This window comes from Aquamicrobium sp. YD-1-mutant5, from assembly GCF_059509755.1.
In genome coordinates, this window is sequence record NZ_JCAKKP010000001.1 from 344,871 (window position 1) to 367,850 (window position 22,980).

At 60.7% G+C, this 22,980-nt stretch carries 20 protein-coding genes; 12 read left to right on the forward strand and 8 right to left on the reverse strand.

Features of this window, described 5'->3' with window-relative positions:
* Nucleotides 1-57 precede the first annotated feature (57 nt).
* Complete coding sequence (locus tag AC5XE7_RS01675) at nt 58-2,583, forward strand: ComEC/Rec2 family competence protein (RefSeq protein ID WP_495364409.1); 2,526 nt, start codon at nt 58-60, stop codon at nt 2,581-2,583.
* Between the two features lie 336 nt (nt 2,584-2,919).
* Here the strand turns inward: AC5XE7_RS01675 and lexA are convergent, their stop codons facing one another.
* The 6 genes from lexA to AC5XE7_RS01705 form a co-directional block, all read right to left on the reverse strand.
* Nucleotides 2,920-3,639, reverse strand: coding sequence for a transcriptional repressor LexA (gene lexA / locus AC5XE7_RS01680; protein WP_495364408.1), 720 nt, complete (start codon nt 3,637-3,639; stop codon nt 2,920-2,922).
* Nucleotides 3,640-3,750: 111 nt separating this feature from the next.
* A complete protein-coding gene (locus tag AC5XE7_RS01685) occupies nt 3,751-4,956 on the reverse strand; it encodes a molybdopterin molybdotransferase MoeA (RefSeq protein WP_495364407.1) in 1,206 nt (401 codons plus the stop codon).
* A gap of 1 nt (nt 4,957) precedes the next feature.
* Nucleotides 4,958-5,461, reverse strand: coding sequence for a cyclic pyranopterin monophosphate synthase MoaC (gene moaC / locus AC5XE7_RS01690; RefSeq protein ID WP_287942808.1), 504 nt, complete (start codon nt 5,459-5,461; stop codon nt 4,958-4,960).
* 5 nt (nt 5,462-5,466) lie between these two features.
* Nucleotides 5,467-6,273: an indole-3-glycerol phosphate synthase TrpC gene (trpC, locus tag AC5XE7_RS01695; RefSeq protein WP_495364406.1), complete on the reverse strand. Its 807-nt coding sequence runs from the start codon at nt 6,271-6,273 to the stop codon at nt 5,467-5,469.
* Between the two features lie 2 nt (nt 6,274-6,275).
* Nucleotides 6,276-7,286 carry an anthranilate phosphoribosyltransferase gene (trpD, locus tag AC5XE7_RS01700; RefSeq protein WP_495364405.1) on the reverse strand — a complete coding sequence of 337 codons (1,011 nt, stop codon included), beginning with the start codon at nt 7,284-7,286 and terminating at the stop codon, nt 6,276-6,278.
* Nucleotides 7,283-9,175: a SurA N-terminal domain-containing protein gene (locus AC5XE7_RS01705; protein ID WP_495364404.1), complete on the reverse strand. Its 1,893-nt coding sequence runs from the start codon at nt 9,173-9,175 to the stop codon at nt 7,283-7,285. Before AC5XE7_RS01705 ends, trpD begins: the two co-directional genes overlap by 4 nt.
* A gap of 124 nt (nt 9,176-9,299) precedes the next feature.
* Between AC5XE7_RS01705 and tpiA the strand changes: the two genes are divergently transcribed.
* The 4 genes from tpiA to pyrG all read left to right on the forward strand — a co-directional run bounded on the left by tpiA (nt 9,300) and on the right by pyrG (nt 13,793).
* The gene (tpiA, locus tag AC5XE7_RS01710; protein WP_495364403.1) at nt 9,300-10,064 is read left to right on the forward strand and encodes a triose-phosphate isomerase; all 765 of its coding nucleotides are present in this window, start codon (nt 9,300-9,302) and stop codon (nt 10,062-10,064) included.
* Nucleotides 10,065-10,221: 157 nt separating this feature from the next.
* Nucleotides 10,222-10,683, forward strand: a complete 462-nt coding sequence (secG, locus tag AC5XE7_RS01715; protein WP_280197440.1) for a preprotein translocase subunit SecG — start codon at nt 10,222-10,224, stop codon at nt 10,681-10,683.
* A 218-nt stretch (nt 10,684-10,901) separates the two neighbouring features.
* Nucleotides 10,902-12,029, forward strand: a complete 1,128-nt coding sequence (locus AC5XE7_RS01720) for a L,D-transpeptidase family protein (protein ID WP_495364402.1) — start codon at nt 10,902-10,904, stop codon at nt 12,027-12,029.
* A 135-nt stretch (nt 12,030-12,164) separates the two neighbouring features.
* Nucleotides 12,165-13,793, forward strand: coding sequence for a CTP synthase (gene pyrG / locus AC5XE7_RS01725; protein WP_495364401.1), 1,629 nt, complete (start codon nt 12,165-12,167; stop codon nt 13,791-13,793).
* Nucleotides 13,794-13,966: 173 nt separating this feature from the next.
* Here the strand turns inward: pyrG and AC5XE7_RS01730 are convergent, their stop codons facing one another.
* The gene (locus tag AC5XE7_RS01730; RefSeq protein WP_495364400.1) at nt 13,967-15,502 is read right to left on the reverse strand and encodes a DEAD/DEAH box helicase; all 1,536 of its coding nucleotides are present in this window, start codon (nt 15,500-15,502) and stop codon (nt 13,967-13,969) included.
* Nucleotides 15,503-15,804: 302 nt separating this feature from the next.
* A complete protein-coding gene (locus tag AC5XE7_RS01735) occupies nt 15,805-16,644 on the reverse strand; it encodes an SDR family NAD(P)-dependent oxidoreductase (RefSeq protein WP_495364399.1) in 840 nt (279 codons plus the stop codon).
* 200 nt (nt 16,645-16,844) lie between these two features.
* On the opposite strand from AC5XE7_RS01735, the gene AC5XE7_RS01740 reads away from it, so the two are divergent.
* From AC5XE7_RS01740 to AC5XE7_RS01770, 7 genes are all read left to right on the forward strand, one after another.
* The gene (locus tag AC5XE7_RS01740; protein ID WP_495364398.1) at nt 16,845-17,879 is read left to right on the forward strand and encodes a cysteine synthase A; all 1,035 of its coding nucleotides are present in this window, start codon (nt 16,845-16,847) and stop codon (nt 17,877-17,879) included.
* A complete protein-coding gene (locus tag AC5XE7_RS01745; RefSeq protein ID WP_280200499.1) occupies nt 17,879-18,622 on the forward strand; it encodes an alanyl-tRNA editing protein in 744 nt (247 codons plus the stop codon). Before AC5XE7_RS01740 ends, AC5XE7_RS01745 begins: the two co-directional genes overlap by 1 nt.
* A gap of 144 nt (nt 18,623-18,766) precedes the next feature.
* Nucleotides 18,767-19,633, forward strand: a complete 867-nt coding sequence (sseA, locus tag AC5XE7_RS01750) for a 3-mercaptopyruvate sulfurtransferase (protein WP_495364396.1) — start codon at nt 18,767-18,769, stop codon at nt 19,631-19,633.
* 7 nt (nt 19,634-19,640) lie between these two features.
* Nucleotides 19,641-20,201, forward strand: a complete 561-nt coding sequence (locus AC5XE7_RS01755; RefSeq protein ID WP_495364394.1) for a GNAT family N-acetyltransferase — start codon at nt 19,641-19,643, stop codon at nt 20,199-20,201.
* 114 nt (nt 20,202-20,315) lie between these two features.
* Nucleotides 20,316-20,873 carry an OmpA family protein gene (locus AC5XE7_RS01760; RefSeq protein ID WP_495364393.1) on the forward strand — a complete coding sequence of 186 codons (558 nt, stop codon included), beginning with the start codon at nt 20,316-20,318 and terminating at the stop codon, nt 20,871-20,873.
* Nucleotides 20,874-20,963: 90 nt separating this feature from the next.
* Nucleotides 20,964-21,773: a 4-hydroxy-tetrahydrodipicolinate reductase gene (gene dapB / locus AC5XE7_RS01765; protein ID WP_495364392.1), complete on the forward strand. Its 810-nt coding sequence runs from the start codon at nt 20,964-20,966 to the stop codon at nt 21,771-21,773.
* Between the two features lie 233 nt (nt 21,774-22,006).
* Nucleotides 22,007-22,867 (forward strand): D-amino-acid transaminase, encoded by an 861-nt coding sequence (locus tag AC5XE7_RS01770; RefSeq protein ID WP_495364391.1) that lies wholly within the window; start codon nt 22,007-22,009, stop codon nt 22,865-22,867.
* The last annotated feature ends 113 nt before the right edge of the window (nt 22,868-22,980 follow it).

A 22,980-nucleotide genomic window follows, 5' to 3' on the forward strand; every position in this document is an offset into this window, starting at 1 on the left:
TTCGCTGTTTGCGCGTTCATGTAGCATAGGAGGTGAGGGGTGCAAGGGGGAGGCTTGGTGACTTTGTCGTCGGCCGGCAGTCACGGCGCAAAGAATGCGCCTTTTGACGTCAGTGAGCGAAATCTTTTTGCTCTGCCGGAGGCAACGGCATCGCCGGCGCCGCAGGTGCCCGCCCTTCCGCAGGATACTTCTCCCGCACTTTCTTCCGAGCCTGCTCCACTGCCTTCACGGCAATCGCGATTCCTGCAGGCAGCACATGTCACGCTGCAACTACGCAGATTCGGACGATCTGCTTCAATGGCGTTTGCGCTGGAAATGGAGCGTGGAGCCGGCTTTCTTCTCGTGCCCGTGTTCCTGTCCATTGGCGTCGTATTGTACTTTTCGATGTCTCATGAACCTCGATGGACTGTGCTGCTTGGTCTGACCGGGGCTTTTGCGTTTTTGACATGGGCCGTGCGCAGACATCACAAAATTCATCTGTGTTGCCTGGCTCTTCTGTTTTGCATTTCCGGTGTCACCCTCTCCAAATTTCAGACATGGCGTCTGGATACGCGGGTAATTGGCTCCGACATCACCGTCCGACTCACCGGGAGGGTCGTGGAAATTGAGGACATGGCGAGCGGGCGCAAGCGTCTGACGATCGATGTCGTCTCCACAGAGAGGCCGAAACTACGCTACCAGCCGGAACGGGTACGAATTTCCGCCCGCAACCTGCCGCCGGAGATAGCAGCGGGCTCGGATGTGACCGGTCTCGTCCGCCTGCTGCCGCCGAGCGGGCCGATTCGGCCGGACAGCTACGACACATCCTTTTCCAACTATTTTGGTGGCATTGGCGCGAGCGGTTTCTTTCTCTCCGGACCAAAGCTGTCCGAGCAGACTGTCGCGCCGCTGGCTACCCGCGTCAGTGCAGCGATCGAGCGGGGGCGGCAGGCGGTTGCCGGGCGCATCAGGCACAGCATCGGCGGGCCAGAAGGCGAGATCGCGGCAGCGCTGATCGTCGGGGTGCGGGCGGGCATTCCAGAAGAGATAAACGAGGCAATGCGCAAGACCGGCATCTATCACATCATCTCCATATCCGGCCTGCATATGGCGCTGGTGGCGGGTACGGTGATGGGATTGATGCGCGGATTGTTCGCCGCATTCCCGGATTTTTCCTCCCGTCATCCGGTCAGGAAATATGCAGCCCTTACCGCGCTTTTTGCGATTTTCGCCTACCTGCTGATATCCGGCATGGTGGTGGCTGCCGTGCGCTCGTTCATCATGCTGGCCGTGATGTTGGTGGCCGTGCTGTTCGACCGCAGCGCGCTGACCATGCGCAATCTCGCTATTTCGGCGATCATCGTCATCCTGGTCACGCCCCATGAGGTGGTGGGGCCGAGTTTTCAGATGTCGTTCGCGGCAACGGCGGCGCTGGTCGGCGCCTATGCGGCATGGTCGGACTACAAGGCGCGCCGACCTGTTGCGCGGGTTTACAAAAAGTCCGGTCTCGCTCGGTCGCTGATCCGCGCTCTGGTCACCATGATGGTTGGCCTTGCCGCAACGTCCGTGGTTGCCGGCGTTGCCACGACCCTCTACGCGGCATGGCATTTTCAGCGCATTGCACCGCTCAGCCTGCTGGCCAATCTGGCGGTGATGCCCGTCGTCTCGATCATCGTCATGCCATTTGCCGTTTTTGCATCGCTCGCCATGCCTTTCGGGCTGGATGGCCCTCTCTTGCAAATCATGGGCAAGGGGCTGACGGCAGTGATTTTCCTTTCCGAAAAGATCGCGGACATGTCGCCAGTCGACGCGATCGGGCTGATTCCACCCGAGGCAGTGCTTCTGGCGACGATTGCGCTGGTGATTGCAACGATGACGACAACATGGCTGCGCCTTGTCGCACTGCCATTCGCCATAGGCAGTATGCTGACGCTTGGCTCTGCCCGAACGCCTGACATTCTCATTTCAGAAGATGCCCGGCTGATTGCCGTCGCCATGGAAGGGGGGCAGGTTGCGGTCAACCGCCCCCGCCCGAGTGCCTTCACCATGGATAACTGGAGCCGGGCGATGGATGCAGAAACGATATTGCCGCCAACCCGCGTAAAGCCGCCGGACGAGGGTATTTTTCTGCAGGATTTTATCGCTCCTGCGAGGCAGGAAAGCAAAGCAGCAGGGTTTGTATGCTCCGAGAAAACATGTGCTTTGCGCAGTCCCTCTGGTCTGCTTGTCGTGCAGGTTCAGGATGCGGGTATGGCCGCCAAAGCATGTGCCCATGCAACAGTCATCGTGATCGAGGACGCGGTGATGCGTAACCCGTGCCGAAAATCTCAGGCAATTGTGGTGACCCGTCGGAAGCTGGCGCAAAAGGGAAGTGCCGAAGTCTATCTGGAAAAGGTCGACGCTGCTTCTGGTGTTCCAGTCGGAAATTCATTGCCAATCATCGGAGAGCCAAAGGTGCGCTTCGCAATCGAAGGGGATTATCGGCCATGGCACACCCAGCGCCGATACTCGCGGGAAGCACGTGGCTTGCCGCCCTATGAGAGAAAAGTTGCCTCAGCACCTGCGGAAACGCCTGTTCTCTCAGCCCCGGACAAGATCGAATAAGCGATAAAGACAGGGCGTATCCGGAACGGTTTCCGCCTCGTCTGGCAGGTCCGTTTCTGCGGGTGGATCAAATGCAGACCCAGTTACGCAGGAAAATCGACCATCGTGACAGATAGCTGGACGGGCCGCTCGCCTATGGAGCTAAAATCTGCTCACCGATCGTACAGGTCGTAAAGTGCCCTTTAGCTATCGGCGATCAACGCTTTGAGAGCGCTCAAATGGCGACCTCAACATTTCAATCATTTCCTCAGGATGTTGTTTTAAGATGCTGATAAACAATGTTCCTCAGAACGGATGGAAGGCAAAAAATCCGGTTCGTTCTGTTTCATTTCCGGATCAGTAACGGCGGATCAATCCGACCAGCCTGCCTTGCACCTTGACGCGGTCGGGTCCGAAAATCCGGGTTTCGTAAGCCGGATTGGCGGCTTCAAGCGCGATGGAGGCGCCTTTGCGACGGAACCGCTTCAGGGTTGCTTCCTCCTCGTCAACGAGTGCCACGACTATATCGCCCGGGGTGGCTGTATCGCCGTTGCGGATGATGACGGTATCGCCATCGAAAATGCCGGCTTCGATCATGGAGTCGCCCCGAACTTCGAGGGCATAATGCTCGCCGCCCGACAGCATTTCCGGCGGCACCGAAATGGAATGTGTCTTGTGCTGGATCGCATCGATCGGAACACCCGCAGCGATCCGCCCCATCACGGGGATGGAAACCGCCGAGGCGCTGTCATCCTCATTGCTGGCGATCTGCGGCTTGCGAACATCCTTTGCCGGCTGCCCGAGGCTTCCCTGAATGACGCTGGGTGAAAATTTTCGCGCACTGTTCAGACCGGGGGCAATGGAATCTGGCAGGCGCAGCACTTCCAGCGCACGCGCCCGATTGGGCAGGCGACGGATAAACCCACGTTCTTCCAGTGCGGTGATCAGGCGATGGATGCCCGACTTCGAGGCAAGGTCCAGCGCTTCCTTCATTTCGTCGAAAGAGGGCGGAATGCCACTCTCCTTCAACCGCTCATGGATAAAGAGAAGCAGTTCATGTTGCTTGCGCGTCAGCATAGGTTCCCCCGGCAGCGGCGAATCCAGAATCGGAAAACAAACCCGGAACAAACACTATATGTTCCAGTTGTGTTCCGCAACCGCTTAAAATCAGAACGACCGGGGACGGCTTCAGCCGATCATCATCAACTGGCAGGGATCGCCGATTTCCGATGCCGGCTGGAAGGGGGCGCGTATGACCAGTCCCCCTGATGCGGCCATGGTGCGCAGCATGGAAGAATCCTGCACACCGAAGGGCGTGGCAATCAGCTGGCCGTCGCGTTCCTCAATGGCTGCACGAACATAGTCCTGACGATGGTCGTTGGCTGAAACCGGTGCCCCGAGCGTCGCTGTCCTGATGTCCTGACGGAAAGGGCGGCCGCCAAGGCGGGCGAGCAGAGGTTTCAGGAAAAGCTGCGAGCAGACGAGGCTCGCCACGGGATTTCCGGGCAGGCCCAGACATCTGATGTTGTCCATTCTGCCGAACATCAGCGGCTTGCCGGGCCGCATGGCGATCCGCCAAAAGTCGAGCGTCATGCCTTCGCGCGTCAGAACCTTGTGAACGAGATCGTGATCGCCCACGGAGGCTCCGCCAGATGTGACGATGACGTTCGCACCGGCCGCAACAGCCTGTTTCACCAGCGCCGAGATTGCATCCTCGCGATCTGGTGCGATGCCGAGATCGAGAACATCGGCGCCCACGGCGCGGGCCGCGGCTGCGATGCCATAGCTGTTGGATGAAATGATCTGACCCGGTCCCAGTTCGCTTCCAGGCAGGCGCAATTCGTCGCCGGTGGCGATGATGGCGACCAGTGGCCGTCTGACGACCGTGAGGCGCGCGTGATTGGCCGAAGCGGCGAGCGAAAGCGCGCTGGCGCGCATCAGATGGCCTTTTTCGACGAGAAGGTCGCCAGTCGTGAAATCCAGACCGGCGCGCCGCACATTGCGACCGGCAGCGGTCGGCTCACGCAGGCGGATCACGCCATCTGCCGGCCTGTCGACATTTTCCTGAATAACGACCGTATCGGTTCCCGCGGGTAGGGGCGCGCCGGTGAAGATGCGCACGCACTGGCCGGCTTCGACAGAGCCTGAAAACATGCTGCCAGCGGCCACTTCGCCGATGACGGCCAGCTCACTGCCCGTGATCTGCGCGTCGGCGCCCCGCATGGCATAGCCATCCATTGCCGAGGCGTTGAAGGGAGGCTGCGTGCGCAGCGCCACGATCGACTCGGAAAGCACGCGATCATACGCATCGTTCAGGGGCACGCTTTCACCACCGAGGGGCCCGACATCCTCCAGAAGGCGTTGCAGCGCCGTTTCCAGCGGGACCAGCGCCATGTCAGGCCTCTGCCTTGTAGTCGCCTGATTTTCCTCCGGTCTTGGAGGTAAGCCTGATGTCGGAAATGATCATCGCGCGATCCACGGCCTTGGCCATGTCGTAGATGGTGAGGCAGGCGACGGACGCAGCCGTCAGAGCCTCCATTTCAACGCCGGTCTTGCCGGTAACGCGCGCCAGAGCCTGAACCCTGAGGCCCGGCAGATCGTGATCCGGCTCAATGTCGACGCTGACCTTGGTGAGCAGCAGCGGATGGCAGAGCGGGATGAGCTCGTGCGCCTTCTTGGCGGCCATGATGCCGGCTATGCGCGCTGTCGACAGGACATCGCCTTTCTTGGCGTTGCCTGCGAGGATCATGGCCAGCGTCTCGGCCTGCATGCGAACGCTGCCCTCGGCGACGGCCTCCCGTACGGTCTCGGCCTTGCCGCCGACATCGACCATATGCGCTTCTCCGGAAGCGCCAATATGCGTCAGGCCGGTTCCGGCCGGAGAGGGGCGTTCGCTCACGGCAGCTATGCCTCGCCTGATTCGAGCCCAAGAAGAATGCGCGTGGCACTGGTAACGTCATCCTGACGCATCAGGCTTTCGCCAACGAGGAAAGTGCCGATGCCGCTCCGGGCCAGCCGCTTGCAGTCCTCATTGGTGAAGATGCCGCTCTCGCCGACGAGCAGCCTGTCGGCCGGAATCATCGGGGCAAGACGTTCGCTCGTTTCCAGCGAGGTTTCGAAGGTGCGCAGATTGCGGTTGTTGATGCCGATGAGGCGCGAGGAAAGGCGAAGCGCACGCACCGTTTCTTCCTCGTCATGCACCTCGATCAGTGCGTCCATACCGAGCGAAAAGGCGGTGTCTTCGAGCGCCTGCGCGGTGGCATCATCGACGCTTGCCATGATGATGAGGATCGCATCCGCCCCCCATGCGCGCGCCTCATGCACCTGATAGGTGTCGAACAGAAAATCCTTTCGCAGCGCGGGAAGGCTGACAGCCTCACGCGCGCGGGTCAGATATTCCGGGGCGCCCTGAAAAGACGGTCCATCCGTCAGCACCGAAAGGCAGGCGGCGGCGCCGGCCTCATAGTCCCGGGCAAGGGCGGGCGGATCGAAATCGGCCCGGATAAGGCCTTTTGACGGGCTGGCTTTCTTGATCTCGGCAATGAGCGCGAAGCGGCCGTCGCGATTGCATGTTTCAAGTGCGGAAAGGAAGCCGCGCGGCTTTTCCTGATCTGCTGCCCGGGCTTTCAGCTCGGAAAGGGGCGTGCGCGCTTTTGCTGCGGCGATCTCGTCACGCTTGTAGGCTTCAATCTTACGCAGAATGTCTGACATGGCTAAGCGTTGGAAACCTCGATCAACTTGTTCAGAACTCTGGTCGCATTCCCATTGTCGATCGCTTCGCGGGCTCTGACGATTCCGTCTTCAAGTGTCCTGACCTTGTCGGCAACGACCAGTCCGGCACCGGCATTCATCAGCACCGTATCACGATATGCGCCGGGAGTTCCCGAAAGAACACAGCGCAATGCGGCCGCGTTGAATTCCGAATCTCCGCCGCGCAACGCTTCCTTGGAATGGCGTTGCAGCGCAAAGGCTTCAGGGGTGAGGGTGAAACTGCGGATTTCACCGTTGACGAGTTCGGCAACATGGGTTTCGCCGGTTACAGTGATCTCGTCATAGCCATCGCCATGAACGACCCACACATGTCTGGAACCGAGCGCCTTGAGGGCTTCGGCCACCGGCAGCACCCATTCGGGCGCGAACACGCCCACGAGCTGCCGCCCGACCCCTGCAGGGTTGGTGAGAGGCCCGAGCAGATTGAAGATTGTACGTGTGCCAAGCTCCACCCGGATCGGCCCCACATGCTTCATCGCCGGGTGATGCGATGGCGCGAACATGAAGCCAATACCGGCTTCCTCGATACACCGCGCTATGGCTTCCGGTGCGAGCTCGATGTTGACACCCAGCCGCGTCAGCACGTCTGCGGTGCCCGTCAGCGAGGACAGGCCGCGATTGCCGTGCTTGGCCACCGGCACGCCGCAGGCGGCAATGACGAAGGCGGAGGCGGTCGAGATGTTTACGCTGTGCGAGCCGTCGCCGCCTGTGCCGACGATGTCGATCGCTTCCACCGGGGCCGAGACGGGCAGCATCTTGCTGCGCATCGTGGCGACGGCACCGGAAATCTCGCTGACGGTCTCACCGCGGACACGCAGCGCCATCAGGAAGCCGCCGATCTGACCCGGAGTGGCATCACCCGACATGATGATGTCGAAGGCATCGCACGCTTCATCGAAGCTCAGTGCGTCGCCGGTTGCCACTTTGCCGATGAAGGGTTTCAGCGCGCTCATCTGGCCAGTGCCTGCGAGATGGCCACCTGATCGATCTCCACCGAATACTGGCTCTGCAATTGGGCAACCAGCTGATCGAGGAGATCGCCGGAGAGGCCCGCGGCGAAGGAGTTCTTCACGTCATCCGGAACGGTCTGCGCGTCGGCGGCGGCCGGTTCCACCACCTGAGTGACCTTGAACAGGATTTGCGCGCCGCCGGTCGGCGCCGGAATGACGCCGGACTGGCCTTCGCCGACATCGAACATCTCGGCTGCTCCTTCGCGACCGAAGTCGGCATCGTCAGCGGAGCGTTTCAGGCCGCGCTTGGTCTGCTTTTCGAGCGAAAGCTCGGAAGCCACCACATCCAGCCCGGCCCCTTCCGCAACACGCTTCTTCAGCTCCTCGGCTTTGGCCAGAAGTCTCTTTTCGGTTTCAAGCGCCGTCCAGTCGGCAACAACGCGGTCCTTCACCTCATCCAGAGCGCGATCACGGGCGGGGGTGACGGAGTTGAGCTCATAGAACAGATAGCCGCCATTCGCCGTTTGCAGGGCCTCGTTCTCGGCGCCCGGTTCGGATTCGAAAATCGCGCGGATGAGGTTGGCCGATTCCGGCAGGTCGCGAATGACGTTCTCGTCAGGCGCGCGGCCCGAACGATCGATCGCCTCGACCGTGACAACCTTGAGGCGCTGTTTGGCAGCGGCCTCTTCCATGGTCTCGCCGCCGGCGCGGGCATCCTCATATGCGTCGTGAACTTCGAGCAGCAGGCGGCTGGCTTCGCTGAGGGCGAGGTCTTTGCGTATCTGATCCTGAACCTCGGAGAGAGGCTTGACCACCTCGGGATTTATTTCGGTCACGCGCAAAAGCACCGGGCCAAAAGTACCCTTTATCACATGGCTGACTTCATTCAGCCCCAGCGCGAAGGCTGCTTCCGCCACGGCCTGATCTGCAATCTTGTCCTTTGCCAGCGTTCCGAGCTGAACATCGGATTCGGTCTTGCCCTGCGCGGCATAGACCCGGTCGAAAGTTCCGCCGTTGTTGATGGAATCGCGAGCCGTCTGCGCATCCTGCTCGGATGAGAAAACGATCTGCTCGATCTTGCGGGTGGCAGGGGTGGTGAACAGCGACCTGTTCTTCTCGTAATCCTCGCTCACCTGCTGATCGCTGATCGCGGCAGGATCGGAAATATCTTCAGGTTCGAGGCGAACATAGGAGAATTTACGATATTCGGGCGCGGCATATTTCTGCTTGTTCGCCTCGAAATAGGTGGAAAGCTCGGTCTCGGACGGAGCTTCAACCGGCTCTACCAATGATTTCGGCAGCACCAGGTAATCCACCGTACGGTCCTCACCCTGATAGAGAGCGAATGCCCTGAGGAATGTGTCGGGCACCTTGAGGCCATCCGAAACGGCTTCGATGATCTGCTGGCGCCGGGCGACCTGTGCCCTGTTGTTCAGATAATCTTCCGGCCTCATGCCGACCTGACGCAGCACATAGTCGAACATCTGCCTGTCGAACTGTCCGTTTGCTCCGCGGAAAGCCGGGTCTTCGTGGGTGAGGGCAGCGAGGCGGTCCTGCGAGATGCCGAGACCCATCTTGCGGGCCTGTTCGTCGAGCAGCGCTCCGGACACGAGCTGTGCGATCACCTGACGGTCCAGCCCGAGGGCGTTGACCTGCTCCTGCGTGAGACGCTGGCCGAATTGCTGGGAGAGCGAATTGATCTGCCTGTCATAGGACAGACGATATTCGTTGACCGAGACCGACGTGCCGCCAACGCGCACGACGGATTCGTGGCCGCCGATCACGCCTGCAACCTGACCCGAAATTCCCCAGACAGCGAAGCTCAGCACCAGCATGAGGAGCAAAGTTTTGGCGACCCAGGTTCCCGAGGCTTTTCTCAGACTATCGAGCATGTTCAATTCCGGTTTCAGATGCAGCCAAGGGCAATAGCCTCCTTGTGCGCCAGTGTCGATTGCTTTGTAGCCTGATTTTGATACTGAAGGCGCCCATATGGAAGCTTTCAGGGACAGAAAAGACATGACGCCAGGAATTCGGCCGCTTGTGGCGGGCAACTGGAAGATGAACGGCACCAGCGCTTCGCTTGATGAGCTCAGAATGATCGGCGACGGCTTCATGCGGGGTCTTGATGCCCAGACCGAGGCGCTGGTCTGCGTACCGGCTACGCTTCTGGCAAGGGCTGCTGAAGTCCTGTCCCGCACGCCGGTTCGCGCCGGCGGCGAAGATTGCCACGCCAACAGCAGCGGCGCGCATACGGGCGATATCTCGGCCGAGATGCTGAAGGATGCTGGCGCAAGCCATGTCATCGTCGGCCATTCGGAGCGGCGCACCGACCATGGCGAGAGTGACGCCACGGTTCACGCCAAGGCCGAAGCCGCGTGGCGGGCCGGGCTCGTCGCCATCATCTGCATCGGTGAGACGAACGATCAGCGGCAGGCCGGCGACACGCTCGACGTGCTGTCGCGCCAGATCGAGGGTTCGGTGCCTGAAAGCGCCGGCGCCGCAAATACCATTATTGCATATGAGCCCGTCTGGGCTATCGGAACCGGACTGACGCCAACCGCCGATGATGTGGCGAAGGCCCATGCCCATATCCGGGGCCGGCTTGTGGAAAGGCTGGGCGAGGCTGCGAAGTCGATGCGCATTCTATATGGCGGCTCGGTCAAGCCATCCAACGCCGTCGAACTGCTCGGCGTTGCCAATGTAGATGGTGCTCTGGTCGGTGGCGCGAGCCTGAAGGCGGCCGATTTCCTCGGCATAGCCGAAGCATACGAGCATCTGTGACAGAGAAAAGGCTGGCGCACGGCTTCGTGCGCCCCTACATGGTGGCTTCGAAGGCTAATTCCGGGCCCGGACTTGGAAATGCCATCAAAGCATTGTATTGAGCCGCGTCCTCAGGAACGCTCGCGCAAGCGGGCGCAGGCATTGCCAGGGTAGACCTATGGAAACCGTACTTATTGTCGTCCACCTCATGATCGTGCTCGCCCTTGTCGGCGTGGTACTGGTTCAGCGTTCCGAAGGTGGAGGGCTTGGCATCGGTGGGGGTTCCGGGTTCATGACGGCGCGCGGCGCTGCCAATGCCCTGACGCGCACCACGGCAATTCTCGCCGCTGCGTTTTTCGTCACCTCGCTCGGTCTCTCCATTATTGCTCGTTATGGTGCAAAGCCGACCGATATTCTCGATCGGGTTCCTGCTGCGACCCAGCAGCAGAATGCTCCTGCACAGCAGGGCGTTCTCGATCAGCTTCCGGGTCAGGTCGCGCCGCAGGCGCCCGCAGCGGCCCCGGCCGCTTCTGATGTCCCTGCACCCGTTGCACCTTCTGCTTCCGAACCTGCCGCTGCCGTTCCGGCGCCTGTTGAAGGCGCTTCGCAGCCTGCGGAACCGCAGGTTCCCAACAATTAAGCCTGTTTCAGTGGCCGGGAGCGGCCACTGCCGGCTACTGTTGTTGTTTGAACACAGTTGCCGCAAATGAATTTTATCACGATGATTTGCCGGGCAAGATGCAAAGCCCCGCTTGAGGTGCGCCCGGCCAATCGATTATAGATCAGCAGATGGTTGCCCGTGCGGGTATTGCGGGCAAAGCCACGGGCAACAGCAGTTTTTCTGATCGGATTTTCGCCATGCAGCTTCGCAGCTTCATTTTGATGAGCCTGTGCGCCTCCCTGTATGCGGGTGCGCCAGTTTATGCCGCCCCCATTGCAGCGGGCGCTGGCCCCAAGACCCCTGCCGCTACCGACGTGGTTGAAGTGGCCGCCAAAAGCGCCACTTCCGAACTCAGGACTTTGAAGCGCAAGAAAAAGCCCACCGACGAAGATCTTGCCAGAATCCAGGAACTGGAGAAGCAGGTCAAAATCGAGCAGGCTCAGGCTCGTGCCAAGGCTATCGAGGCCAAGAAGCTGGCCATGCGTGAAGCTGCCAAGGCCAAGTCGGAAGCCGAACGCAAGGCATTTCAGGAAAAGCGCGAGCAGAGCAGGGCGGCGCGAGCAGAGCGGGCACCCGCGCCTGCGCGTCAGGCTCCTGTGAAGCCACAGGTCGTCGCAGCCCCTGCCGTGATCGAAGAAGTCCAGCAGCCGCTGTCCGCCGATGCGATGGCCATTGCACGCACCGGCAACAATGGCGAACTCAGAAGTGAAGCACGCGACGTTCCCCAGCAGCGCAGCGGCGGTCTGTTTGGCGGGCTCTTCAACGCCAGTGCATCGGCCGGCGCTGTTGCCTATCTTCCCGAGACGCGGGCTCTCGACTCCGTTTTGCAGGAACGTCAGGCCAAGAAGAAGTTCAATGTGAAGCCGGAATTCGAGCCGCAGCAGGTGAATTTCACCGGCTATGAGCCGGGCACCATCGTCATCGACACCAATGCGCATCGTCTCTATCTGGTCGAGACGCCCTTCACCGCGCGTCGCTATGCGATTGCGGTTGGCCGCGACGGCCTTCAGTACAAGGGCACCACGGTCGTCGGCGACAAGCAGGAGTGGCCGCGCTGGATTCCCACCAAGGACATGCAGCAGCGTGAGCCGGCCAAGTACGGCCGTTACAAGGACGGTATGCCGGGCGGCCCGGACAATCCTCTGGGCGCGCGCGCCATCTACCTCTATGAGGGCAAGAAGGACACCTATCTGCGCATCCATGGCACCAATCAGCCGCAGACAATCGGCACCAATTCGTCGAATGGCTGCTTCCGCATGATCAACGACCATGTGATGGATCTCTACAGGCGCGTGAAGACCGGCACGAAAGTCGTCGTTCTCTGACAGTTCGCGTCAGCTTTGAAAGGGGCCGGCCGGAGCCGGCCCCTTTTGCTTGAAACACTTAAGCCCGGGAAAACCTTATGCGGCAGGGTTTTTCCACTGGCGGAATCGGTTCGGCCGCGCTAAGCGATGGTTCCCATGGCGCGATATGTTTTTATTACTGGCGGCGTGGTTTCCTCGCTTGGCAAAGGTATAGCTTCTGCGGCTCTTGGAGCCCTGTTGCAGGCGCGCGGCTATCGCGCGCGCCTCAAGAAACTCGATCCCTACCTCAACGTCGATCCGGGCACGATGAGCCCCTATCAGCACGGCGAGGTTTTTGTGACCGATGACGGTGCCGAGACCGATCTGGATCTTGGTCACTATGAGCGTTTCACCGGCAGGTCCGCCAACAAGCAGGACAACATCACCACCGGGCGCATCTACCAGAACATCATCGAGAAGGAACGTCGCGGCGACTATCTGGGCGCGACCGTGCAGGTCATTCCCCACGTCACCGACGAGATCAAGAATTTCATTCTCGATGGCAATGAAGACTATGATTTCGTGCTCTGCGAAATCGGCGGCACTGCCGGTGACATCGAGGCAATGCCTTTCCTCGAAGCGATTCGCCAGCTCGGCAACGATCTGCCGCGCGGGCAGGCGGTGTATGTCCACCTGACCCTGATGCCATGGATTCCGGCTGCGGGCGAACTGAAGACCAAACCCACCCAGCATTCTGTGAAGGAGCTGCGCGCCATCGGCATTGCGCCCGACATTCTGCTCGTGCGCGCGGATCGCCAGATCCCCAAGGAAGAGCGGCGCAAGCTCTCGCTGTTCTGCAATGTGCGCGAATCGGCGGTGATCCAGGCGCTGGACGTGCGCCACATCTACGATGTGCCCATGGCCTATCATAAGGAGGGGCTGGATTCGGAAGTTCTGGCTGCCTTCGGCATCGACCCCGCGCCGAAGCCGCGCATGGAGCGCTGGGAGGCTGTGGCACGGCGTATCCACAATCCTGAAGGTGAAGTCACGATTGCTGTCGTCGGAAAGTACACCGGTCTGAAAGACGCCTATAAGTCTCTGATCGAGGCGCTTTCGCATGGCGGTCTGGCCAACCGGGTGCGCGTGAAGCTCGAATGGATCGAATCCGAGATATTCGAGAAGGAAGATCCGGCGCCCTACCTCGAAAAGGTGCATGGCATTCTGGTGCCGGGCGGATTTGGCGAGCGCGGCTCCGAAGGCAAGATTCTTGCTGCCCGTTTCGCCCGTGAGCGCAAGGTTCCGTATTTCGGCATCTGCTTCGGCATGCAGATGGCCTGCATCGAAGCTGCGCGGTCTCTGGCCGGCGTCGAAAAGGCTTCGTCTACCGAGTTCGGGCCTGCAAGCGAGCCGGTTGTCGGCCTGATGACCGAATGGCTAAAGGGCAACATGCTCGAAAAGCGTAAGGCAAGCGGCGATCTCGGCGGTACCATGCGCCTCGGCGCTTTCGATGCGACGCTTACGGAAGGTTCGAAAATCGCATCGATCTACGGCACCACGAAGATTTCGGAGCGCCATCGCCATCGTTACGAGGTGAACATCGAGTACAAGGAGCGCCTCGAAGAGTGCGGGCTGCAGTTCGCCGGCATGTCGCCGGATGGCGTTCTGCCGGAGACGGTAGAATACCCCGATCATCCCTGGTTCATCGGCGTGCAGTACCATCCGGAACTGAAGAGCCGCCCGCTTGAGCCGCATCCGCTGTTCGCGAGCTTCATCGAAGCGGCCGTGGAGCAATCGCGTCTCGTCTGACGCGTGCTCTGACGCATATCGCCCGAAACCGGGAACCGGTTTCGGGATAAGGACATGCATGAAAACAGAGGCTTAAAGCTTCAGCGAATCTGAAGGATCGCGACATGCTTTAAAGACAGGCAACAAAAAATGGCGGGGACATTCACCGCCATTTTTTGTTCATCGATTTCGCATCAGGCAGCGCTTGCTGTCTGCTTGCGAGGCCTGCGCCGGAACTTGCGCGGCTTTGCGCCATCGGGTGCACGCTCGCCGGAAGGGCGGGGGGCGTTGGCCTTTTCGGGCCAATGCCGGTTGGTGTTGCCGCCGCGCTTTGCGGCATTGGCTGGTCTTGCCTGCCCCTCGGCCGCTCCTGGCTGCCTGCCGTTGCGGCCATTGGCATTGCCGGCGGAAGCGTCAGCTCCGGCCTCGCCACCACGTCTCGGGCCACGATTGCCATTGGCATTGCGCTGGCCGCCGGAAGGGCGGCGATTGCCATCACGCCGTTGCGGACGTGTGTCTTCGCTGTCCGGTCTGGCATCGCTTCCCTGCGGACGCGTCCTGGACTGCGGATCGGGCTCATCGAGGTGATCGGCAAGCACAGGCAGTTGCATGCGGATGATCCGCTCGACCTGCCTCAGCTTGGCGTTTTCAGACGGGTCGACCATGGTGATGGCGACGCCGTCCTGTCCGTTGCGGCCGGTGCGGCCGATACGGTGGACATAGCTCTCGGCCTCGTCGGGCAGGTCGAAATTCACCACATGGCTGATGCCGGGAACGTCGATGCCGCGCGCGGCGATGTCGGTCGCCACCAGAATGCGAACGGAGCCGTCACGAAATCCGTTCAGGGCCTTCTGGCGTGCGTTCTGGCTCTTGTTGCCGTGAATGACGCCAGCCTCGAAGCCGTCACGCTCGAGATCGCGGGTCACGCGGTCGGCGCCATGCTTAGTGCGCGCGAAGATGATGACGGAACGCATCGCTTCATCGGCCAGCATTTTGGAGAGGACCTGCCGCTTCTGCTTCGTGCGGGCAAAGATCACGCCCTGCCTGATCTCGGAAGCGGTGGTGCCCTGCGGAGCAACCTCGACGCGGACGGGATCGTGCAGAAGGCCCTTTGCGAGTTCGGCGATTTCGTTCGGCATGGTTGCCGAGAACAATGCCGTCTGCCTTGCGGGGTGGGTGGCCTTGGCGATGCGGCGAACATCGTTGATGAAGCCCATGTCGAGCATGCGGTCTGCTTCGTCGAGAACGAGCCAGGTCGTGTCGGAAAGGATAAGGTCCTTCTCGCGCACGAGATCCGTCAGGCGGCCGGGCGTTGCGATCAGGAAATCGACGCCGGGGGCGATACGCTTGACCTGGCTGTGACGCGACACGCCGCCAAGCACAAGCGCGGTTGAAATATGCGCGCCCTTGGCGAGCAGCTTCACGGTGTCTTCGATCTGCACGGCCAGTTCGCGGGTCGGCGCGAGGATAAGCGCCCGAGCTGTCTTCGGCCGGCGCTTGGTGCCCAGAGCGATGATCTTCGACAGGATCGGCAGCGCAAAGGCAGCTGTCTTGCCGGAGCCCGTCTGGGCAATGCCCAGAATGTCGCGGCCTTCGAGCTGGGCCGGGATGGCCTGTTCCTGAATAGGCTTCGGTTCTGTGAAGCCGGCCGCATGCGTGGCTTTCAGGAGTTGCCCGGAAATTCCCAGAGCGGCGAAGCCGGTCGGCTCCGCAATGGTTTCATTGGTCAAAATTCGTCTTCTTTCAGGCGACGTGCAGCCGCCAAAACGTACGGCGGAGCGCAATCCACCTGACATAAACATCGGAAACGACAAGGCGGCGGATGGTGTCCGCTCGGCTGCGCTGTCGCGCCCACACGTTTCTGCGTATGGGGCTTTTCATCACCGCGCCGGCAGGCGCAAGGTGTGAAACAGACGCAACCAGTCTCATTCTTCGAGAAAGCCGGATCAACCGGCCCAAGCGCCTATGAGCCGCATATGGAGGAGCGGGGCCAAAATTGCAAGGAGATTATGTTGCGGCGCAAAAACGATGCCTACGCATCATTGTTCCTGCGGGATCCAGCCCGCCCAAAACTCAGAGGGCGCGAAGACCAGCGCGTGAGCCGGTTGATCACCCAATGGCGAACCGGTTGCGGCAGCATACTCGTCAGCTTGAGGCCCCAGACCAGACGCTTTGGGAAGGCGATTTCGAACCCACCGCGGGTGATGCCCCGCAACATGCGGCTCGCCGCATCCTCAGGGCTCATCAGCGCCGGCACCATGGAAGCCGTCTGCTGCAACTGAAGCAATGGCGTGTTTACAAAACCGGGGTTGGCAACCTGAATGCGGATGTTGATCTTGTCGAAATCATATTTCAGAGACTGTGCCATCACATTGATGGCGGCCTTGCTGGCGCCATAAGCAGCGGTGGTCGGCCAACCGAACCAGGCGCTGATCGATCCGAGCAGCACGATATGGCCGAAACCGCGCTTTTGCATTCGGCGAGCTACCGGCACCAGCCCGTTGATGACGCCCTGAAGATTAAGATCGAAGGTTCGCCTGAATTTGCGCACCGAAAGGTTTTCGCCGGCCACCGGCACATAAGTGCCGGCATTGAAGATGGCGAGCACCACCGGACCGGCTGCGCTTTCGATGGCGGCCAGCGTGTTTTCAAGGCGCGCCTCATCGGTAACGTCGCACGGATAGGACAGAATCCGGCCGGAAAGAGGAGCCGATTCAGCTATCAGCGCCTCGATTTCATCGCCTTCGCGTGCGGTAACCGCCACCGTGTAACCGGCTGCGGCCAGCATTTTCGCAAGTGCCCTGCCTATTCCGGAACTGCCGCCTGTGATCCAGACGACGCCGTCTTGGGGGTTGGCCCTGTAGAGTCCCATTCGTCACCATATCTGCATTGCAAAATGGTCTAGCCATCTGCGCCAGTTTAGGAAAGAGGGGATGTGGGAAGGGAACAAGGTTACAGCTTTCGTGATGGAATAATGTCCTAAAAAACTGGATTCATGAGAAAAACTGATCCTTGTAAGGAGCCGGATACACTTCTAGTTTTGGACAAATTCACCAGATCGAAGGAATTTCCATGCACCGCTCGGTGATCGACGCTATCGGCAACACTCCCCTGATCAGGTTGCGGCGAGCTTCCGAGGAGACGGGGTGCGAGATTCTCGGCAAGGCCGAATTCATGAATCCCGGCCAGTCCGTGAAGGACAGGGCAGGGCTTTTCATCATACGCGATTCGGAACGGCGCGGCTTGCTGCGGCCGGGCGGCGTCATCGTGGAGGGAACCGCCGGCAATACCGGCATCGGCCTCACGCTTGTAGCCAGGGCGCTCGGCTACCGAACGGTGATCGTCATTCCCGATACGCAGAGCCAGGAAAAGAAAGACGCGATCCGCCTGCTTGGCGCGGAACTGATCGAGGTTCCGGCCGTGCCTTACCGGAACCCGAACAACTATGTGAAGCTGTCCGGGCGTCTGGCCGCGCAACTGGCGGCGACTGAGCCGAACGGCGCTATCTGGGCCAACCAGTTCGACAATGTGGCCAATCGGGACGGCCACATCGAAACCACCGCAAGGGAAATCTGGGAGCAGACCGGCGGAAAGATTGACGGGTTCGTCTCGGCGGTGGGATCCGGCGGCACGCTCGCCGGGGTTTCGGCCGGCCTGCGCAGTAAAAGCAACGGCATAAAGGTGGCGCTGGCCGATCCGCTCGGTGCAGCCCTCTACAGCTATTACACCAGCGGCGAGTTCGCTGCCGAAGGCTCTTCGATCACCGAAGGCATCGGTCAGGGGCGCATCACCGCCAATCTGGACGGTTTCGCGCCCGATTTCTCCTACCAGATCCCGGATGAGGAGGCCTTGCCGATCATCTTCGATCTGATTCAGGAGGAGGGGCTTTGCGTCGGGGGCTCCACCGGCATCAACATCGCGGGCGCCATCCGCCTCGCAAAGGAACTGGGGCCGGGCCATACCATCGTGACCATTCTGTGCGATTACGGTACACGCTATCAGTCGAAACTCTTCAATCCTGAATTCCTGCGGGCGAAGGACTTGCCTGTTCCGGGCTGGATGGAGAAGAAGGTCGGGATAGACGTGCCGTACGAACAGGTGGAATGATGGAACCCAGCACACACGCCCTCTTTCGCGATGATCCCTATCTGAAGGAGGCGGCGGCAAGTGTGCTGGCGATCAACGATCGTGGCGGCATCATCCTCGACCGCACCATTTTCTACGCGACGTCCGGCGGGCAGCCGGGCGATACGGGATATTTCGAACGCGCCGACGGAAGCCGTGTCGAGATCGCGGCGACCGTCACCGGCCAGACCAAGGACGAGATCATCCATGTTCCCGCACCCGACCAGCCGGCCCTTGCTCCTGGTGAATCGCTCAGGATTTCCATCGACTGGCCCCGTCGCTATCTGCTGATGCGCATGCACACGGCCTGCCATCTGCTCACTGTCGTGTGTCCCTATCCGATCACCGGCGCGGCCGTGTCTCCCGATGATTCGCGGGTGGATTTCGACATTCCGGATGCAAGCCTCGGCAAGGAGGAGGCGACCCAAAAGCTCATGGAGCTGGTCCGGGCCGATCATCCGGTTTTCATACGACAGATCAGCGACGCTGACCTTGCCGCCAATCCGGGACTGGTCAAATCCAAGAATGTGCGTCCGCCGCAGGGCACGGGCAGCATCCGGCTTGTCTGCATCGGCGACGAAGGCCTGATCGACAGCCAGCCCTGCGGCGGCACGCATGTCGCCCGCACCTCTGAAATCGGCGAGATACATATCGGCAAGATCGAGAAAAAAGGCAGGGAGAACCGGCGCTTTCGCCTTCGGTTCGGTCCCCTGCCGGTAGGCTGACGTTTAAAGTGTGTCGCAATCTTTCAGATTCGCTCCTCGCGCTTTAAGTTCCTGTTTTTACGCATGTCGTTGTCCCGAAACCGGTTCCCACTTTCAGGCGACATGCTTTAGTAGCAGAACAGCAACTCAGGGAAGGACACGAACATGGCTGCGGACAGCCCCTTTACGGTGGATGCGGAATGGTTGCAGCAGCGCCTCGGTGAGCCGGGCCTGACCGTTATCGACGCTTCCTGGTATCTTCCCGACCAGAAGCGCGACGCGCGCGCCGAGTATGAAGCCGCACATATTCCGGGAGCCGTGTTTTTCGATCATGATGCGGTTTCCGATCCGAATTCGAATCTGCCGCACACGCTGTCTTCGCCACAGCATTTCGCCCGCTTTGTCGGCACGCTCGGCATTTCCGCCGACGACACCATCGTGATTTATGATGGTCCGGGTTTCTTCTCCGCTCCAAGGGCGTGGTGGATGTTCCGCATCATGGGCGTCTATCAGGTCTATGTTCTGGATGGTGGTTTTGACCGCTGGAAGGCTGACGGCCGCCCCGTCACATCCGACGTCACCAGAATAGCGCCGTGCATATTCCACGCCGAATTCGACGAGAAGCAGGTCGTCAGCCTCTCGGAAATGCGCCGCGTGGTGGAACAGCGCGAAAGCCAGATCGTCGATGCGCGAGGCCCCGGCCGATTTTCGGGAACAGACCCGGAGCCGAGAGCCGGTATCCGGTCCGGACACATGCCCGGCGCACGCAATGTTCCCTATTCGGCCCTCTCGCGAGACGGCGAGCTCCTTCCGGCTCCGGAATTGCGCAAGCTCTTCGTCGATGCCGGTGTTGATCTGGAACGGCCGGTGGTGACGTCCTGCGGCTCGGGCGTGACGGCGGCCGCGCTGATACTGGCGCTGGAGACGCTGGGGCACAGCGACAACCGCCTGTATGACGGCTCATGGACCGAGTGGGGCGGATTGACGGACACTCCCGTTGAGACGGGCGCAGGCCGCATTTCTGAAAACTGATCGTACGATGTCGCAGATGCAGCCAGACCCGATAGATGTGACCGTCATCTTTCTTGAGATGAAGACGCCACCGTCTTCCTATCCGCCGGCGCCTTACAACCGGCAGATCGCGCTTCTGAAGACCGGCAACATTCCGCTGCACTACTATCGCTATCTGACCGACAGGGTCGGGCGGAAGTGGCACTGGGTGAATTCCCTGCGCAAGAGCGATGAGGAGCTGGCTGCGGAACTCCATCGTGAGGGCAGGGAAATCTCCGTGCTCTATCTCGACGGTGCTCCGGCCGGCTTCTTCGACATCAACCGCATTTCACCGGAAATCTCCGATCTGGCGTTCTTTGGCATGATGGAACATGCGATGGGACAGGGGCTCGGCCGCTGGTTTCTGGGGGCTGCCATTGCAGCCTGCTGGGCAACACGCCCTCAACTGGTAACGGTGCAAACCTGTACACTTGATCACCCCGCAGCGCTGCCTTTGTATCAGAAGCTGGGGTTTACACCCGTGGGGCAGTCCAGAGAGACGATCCAGCCCATGAGCTTCGAGGAGCGGAGCGACATGGTGATGCGCTGATGATAAGCGCTTGCGTTCCTGAACGCCTCGTTCATGCCCGCTTCAGGCAACTCCTGTAAGTTCGCAATGAGCCTCGAAGAAACACGTGCGGGGCAGCGACACAAGGAGAAGACCATGCTCAACCGCCGCAGCTTTGCGACCGCTCTTATCGCGGCCGTCATCTTGCCCGGAGCCGCTTTCGCTCAGGCGCAGACACCTTCGGCCGCCACCATCCAGCGCCAGCTTGAAAGCGCGCCCCGCATGCGGCTCAACCAGAACCAGCGCGTCACCGTGGGTGAGTTCAAGCGCCGGCCGGATCTTCGCCGCGCGGCCCCTTCAATCGACATCCAGTCGATCAACTTCGAGTTCGCTTCGGCGGAAATCGCCCCGTCGCAATATCGCAAGGTTCAGAACATCGCCGATGCCCTGAACGGCATTCTTCGCCGCGACCGGCGTGCGCGCGTTCTGATTGAGGGCCATACCGATGCGGTGGGCTCATTCCAGTCCAATCAGGTGTTGTCGGAACGCCGCGCCGAGTCGCTCAAGCGGGTTCTGGTGCGTCAGTTCGGTGTGCCGTCCCGGGCGCTCGAAACGGTTGGCTATGGCAAGGAATTCCTGCTTGTTCCCACGCAGAACGAAAACTGGCGCAATCGCCGCGTTACCCTGCGCCGCATAGACAGCTTCCTTCGCTGACACTTCACGATACCGATATCCTGAGAAAGCCCGGCTTGACGCGCCGGGCTTTCGGCGTGTCTTCTCTCCTTTCAGTTGTGAGGGCGAGCAATGACGATACGAGTTGTTATGGCCGGGGCGACCGGCTGGGTAGGCAAGGCTCTGGTGCCGGCTATCATCACTGCGGATGATCTTGCTCTGGCAGGCGCCGTTGCGCGCCAATCGGCCGGGCAGGACGCCGGGCTGGCGGCCGGTTTGCCGTCGGAAGCAGGGGTCAAAGTATCGGGTTCGCTGGAGGAAGCTCTGCAGGCGCCATCCGATGTGGTGGTGGATTACACCAAACCGGATGCGGTCAAGGCGAACACGCTTCTGTCGATCTCGAAGGGACGTCATGTCGTGATCGGCACTTCCGGACTTGGAGCGGAAGACTATGCCGAGATCGATGCGGCCGCCCGCAGCGCCGGCGTCGGTGTGATTGCAGCAGGCAATTTTTCGATTACCGCCACGCTTCTGAAGCGGTTTGCCCTGATGGCCGCGAAATACGTTCCGGACGTCGAGATCATGGACTATGCCAGCGCCAGGAAACCTGACGCGCCCTCCGGCACCGCGCGCGAGCTGGCAGAACAGCTTGCGCAGATACGAAGACCCGCGACAAGCCTGCCGCAATCTCAGGTCTCCGGCGTGCCTGCGGCGCGGGGCGGCGCGGTCGGGCAGGGCGAGGGCGTGCAGGTTCACTCGCTGCGCCTGCCTTCCTACATCCTTTCCTGCGAGGCGATCTTCGGTCTGCCCGATGAGCGGCTCACCATCCGGCATGATGCCGGATCCTCGGCAGCTCCCTATGTCGCGGGAACGCTGCTGGCGATACGCCGGGTCGGAGCCCTAAAGGGACTGGTGCGCGGGCTCGACGCCCTGATGGACTGAGATGTGTTGCCGTTAACCCTTTGTTAACCATAAGGGCGCACATTGTGAACAACTGTCGTATTGCCGTTACATTGGCGTTCTAAAAGGCAAGTGTCGACAAGGTTGCTGACCGCGGATGTACCGGCGGCGACCGCGACAGACGAGGAAGCGGAGCTCTTGCTCCGCTTTTTTGTTTCTTCCGTTGCCGCCCGGTCGGAATCGCATATTGTGTGCGCGTTTCTCGGGAAAAGACCATGCCGCGCATCGCTTACGTCAACGGGCGTTACATCGCCCATCGGCACGCCACAGTTCAGATAGAAGACCGCGGATATCAGTTTGCCGATGGCGTTTATGAGGTCTGCGAAATCGCCCGCGGCTTCATCGTCGACATGAAGGGGCACCTCGACCGGCTGGACCGCTCGCTCTCCGAGCTTTCCATCGACTGGCCGATGCACAGGTCAGCGCTCATGGTCGTGATGCGCGAGGTCATCCGCCGCAACCATGTGCGCGACGGTATCGTCTATTTGCAGGTCACACGCGGGGTCGCGCCGCGCGATCATCCTTTCCCTGCGGGTGTAACGCCTTCTCTGGTGGTGACGGCGAAGAAGTTCGATGCCGCCAAAGTGCACCAGAAGGCCGAAGCGGGCGTGAAGGTCATCACCGTTCCGGAAAACCGGTGGGACCGGGTCGACATCAAGAGCGTCGGCCTGTTGCCGAATGTGCTGGCCAAGCAGAAGGCCCGGGAAGCCGGCGCGCAGGAAGCATGGTTCGTCGATCTGGACGGCACGGTGAAGGAAGGCGCTTCCACCAACGCCTGGATCGTGACGCAGGATGGCGCTCTGGTCACGCGTCCGGCCGATCATGGCATTTTGCGGGGAATCACCCGGACCACCTTGTTCAAGGTCGCCGAGAGCCTCGGTCTGCGGATCGAGGAGCGTGCGTTTACCGTCGAGGAAGCCTTGGCGGCGCGCGAGGCGTTTTTGTCGTCTGCGACCACGCTGGCAACGCCGATCATCGCAATAGATGGCCATCCGGTGGCAAATGGCCACCCCGGTTCGGTGACACTTTCCCTGCGACAGGCGTTTTTTGACATTGCGGAAAAAAGTCCGGCCTGATAACCGCTGGGTGTAAACAATCGTAAATCTCGTCCTGCTTGCTTTTTTGCAGGCAGGTTTGTTTGCGACGGAATATGCCTGCGTTGCAGGTGTATTGGCGGACAGACAAAAAG

What these genes read in the sequence shown, in the direction of transcription:
- lexA (WP_495364408.1), bottom strand. Translation starts at nt 3,639, where the DNA reads ATGCTGACGCGCAAGCAACATGAACTGCTTCTCTTTATCCATGAGCGG.
- AC5XE7_RS01685 (WP_495364407.1), bottom strand. Translation starts at nt 4,956, where the DNA reads ATGGCGCTGGTCCCGCTGGAAACGGCGCTGCAACGCCTTCTGGAGGAT.
- trpC (WP_495364406.1), bottom strand. Translation starts at nt 6,273, where the DNA reads ATGTCAGACATTCTGCGTAAGATTGAAGCCTACAAGCGTGACGAGATC.
- trpD (WP_495364405.1), bottom strand. Translation starts at nt 7,286, where the DNA reads ATGAGCGCGCTGAAACCCTTCATCGGCAAAGTGGCAACCGGCGACGCA.
- AC5XE7_RS01705 (WP_495364404.1), bottom strand. Translation starts at nt 9,175, where the DNA reads ATGCTCGATAGTCTGAGAAAAGCCTCGGGAACCTGGGTCGCCAAAACT.
- tpiA (WP_495364403.1), top strand. Translation starts at nt 9,300, where the DNA reads ATGACGCCAGGAATTCGGCCGCTTGTGGCGGGCAACTGGAAGATGAAC.
- secG (WP_280197440.1), top strand. Translation starts at nt 10,222, where the DNA reads ATGGAAACCGTACTTATTGTCGTCCACCTCATGATCGTGCTCGCCCTT.
- AC5XE7_RS01720 (WP_495364402.1), top strand. Translation starts at nt 10,902, where the DNA reads ATGCAGCTTCGCAGCTTCATTTTGATGAGCCTGTGCGCCTCCCTGTAT.
- pyrG (WP_495364401.1), top strand. Translation starts at nt 12,165, where the DNA reads ATGGCGCGATATGTTTTTATTACTGGCGGCGTGGTTTCCTCGCTTGGC.
- AC5XE7_RS01735 (WP_495364399.1), bottom strand. Translation starts at nt 16,644, where the DNA reads ATGGGACTCTACAGGGCCAACCCCCAAGACGGCGTCGTCTGGATCACA.
- AC5XE7_RS01740 (WP_495364398.1), top strand. Translation starts at nt 16,845, where the DNA reads ATGCACCGCTCGGTGATCGACGCTATCGGCAACACTCCCCTGATCAGG.
- AC5XE7_RS01745 (WP_280200499.1), top strand. Translation starts at nt 17,879, where the DNA reads ATGGAACCCAGCACACACGCCCTCTTTCGCGATGATCCCTATCTGAAG.
- sseA (WP_495364396.1), top strand. Translation starts at nt 18,767, where the DNA reads ATGGCTGCGGACAGCCCCTTTACGGTGGATGCGGAATGGTTGCAGCAG.
- AC5XE7_RS01755 (WP_495364394.1), top strand. Translation starts at nt 19,641, where the DNA reads ATGTCGCAGATGCAGCCAGACCCGATAGATGTGACCGTCATCTTTCTT.
- AC5XE7_RS01760 (WP_495364393.1), top strand. Translation starts at nt 20,316, where the DNA reads ATGCTCAACCGCCGCAGCTTTGCGACCGCTCTTATCGCGGCCGTCATC.
- dapB (WP_495364392.1), top strand. Translation starts at nt 20,964, where the DNA reads ATGACGATACGAGTTGTTATGGCCGGGGCGACCGGCTGGGTAGGCAAG.
- AC5XE7_RS01770 (WP_495364391.1), top strand. Translation starts at nt 22,007, where the DNA reads ATGCCGCGCATCGCTTACGTCAACGGGCGTTACATCGCCCATCGGCAC.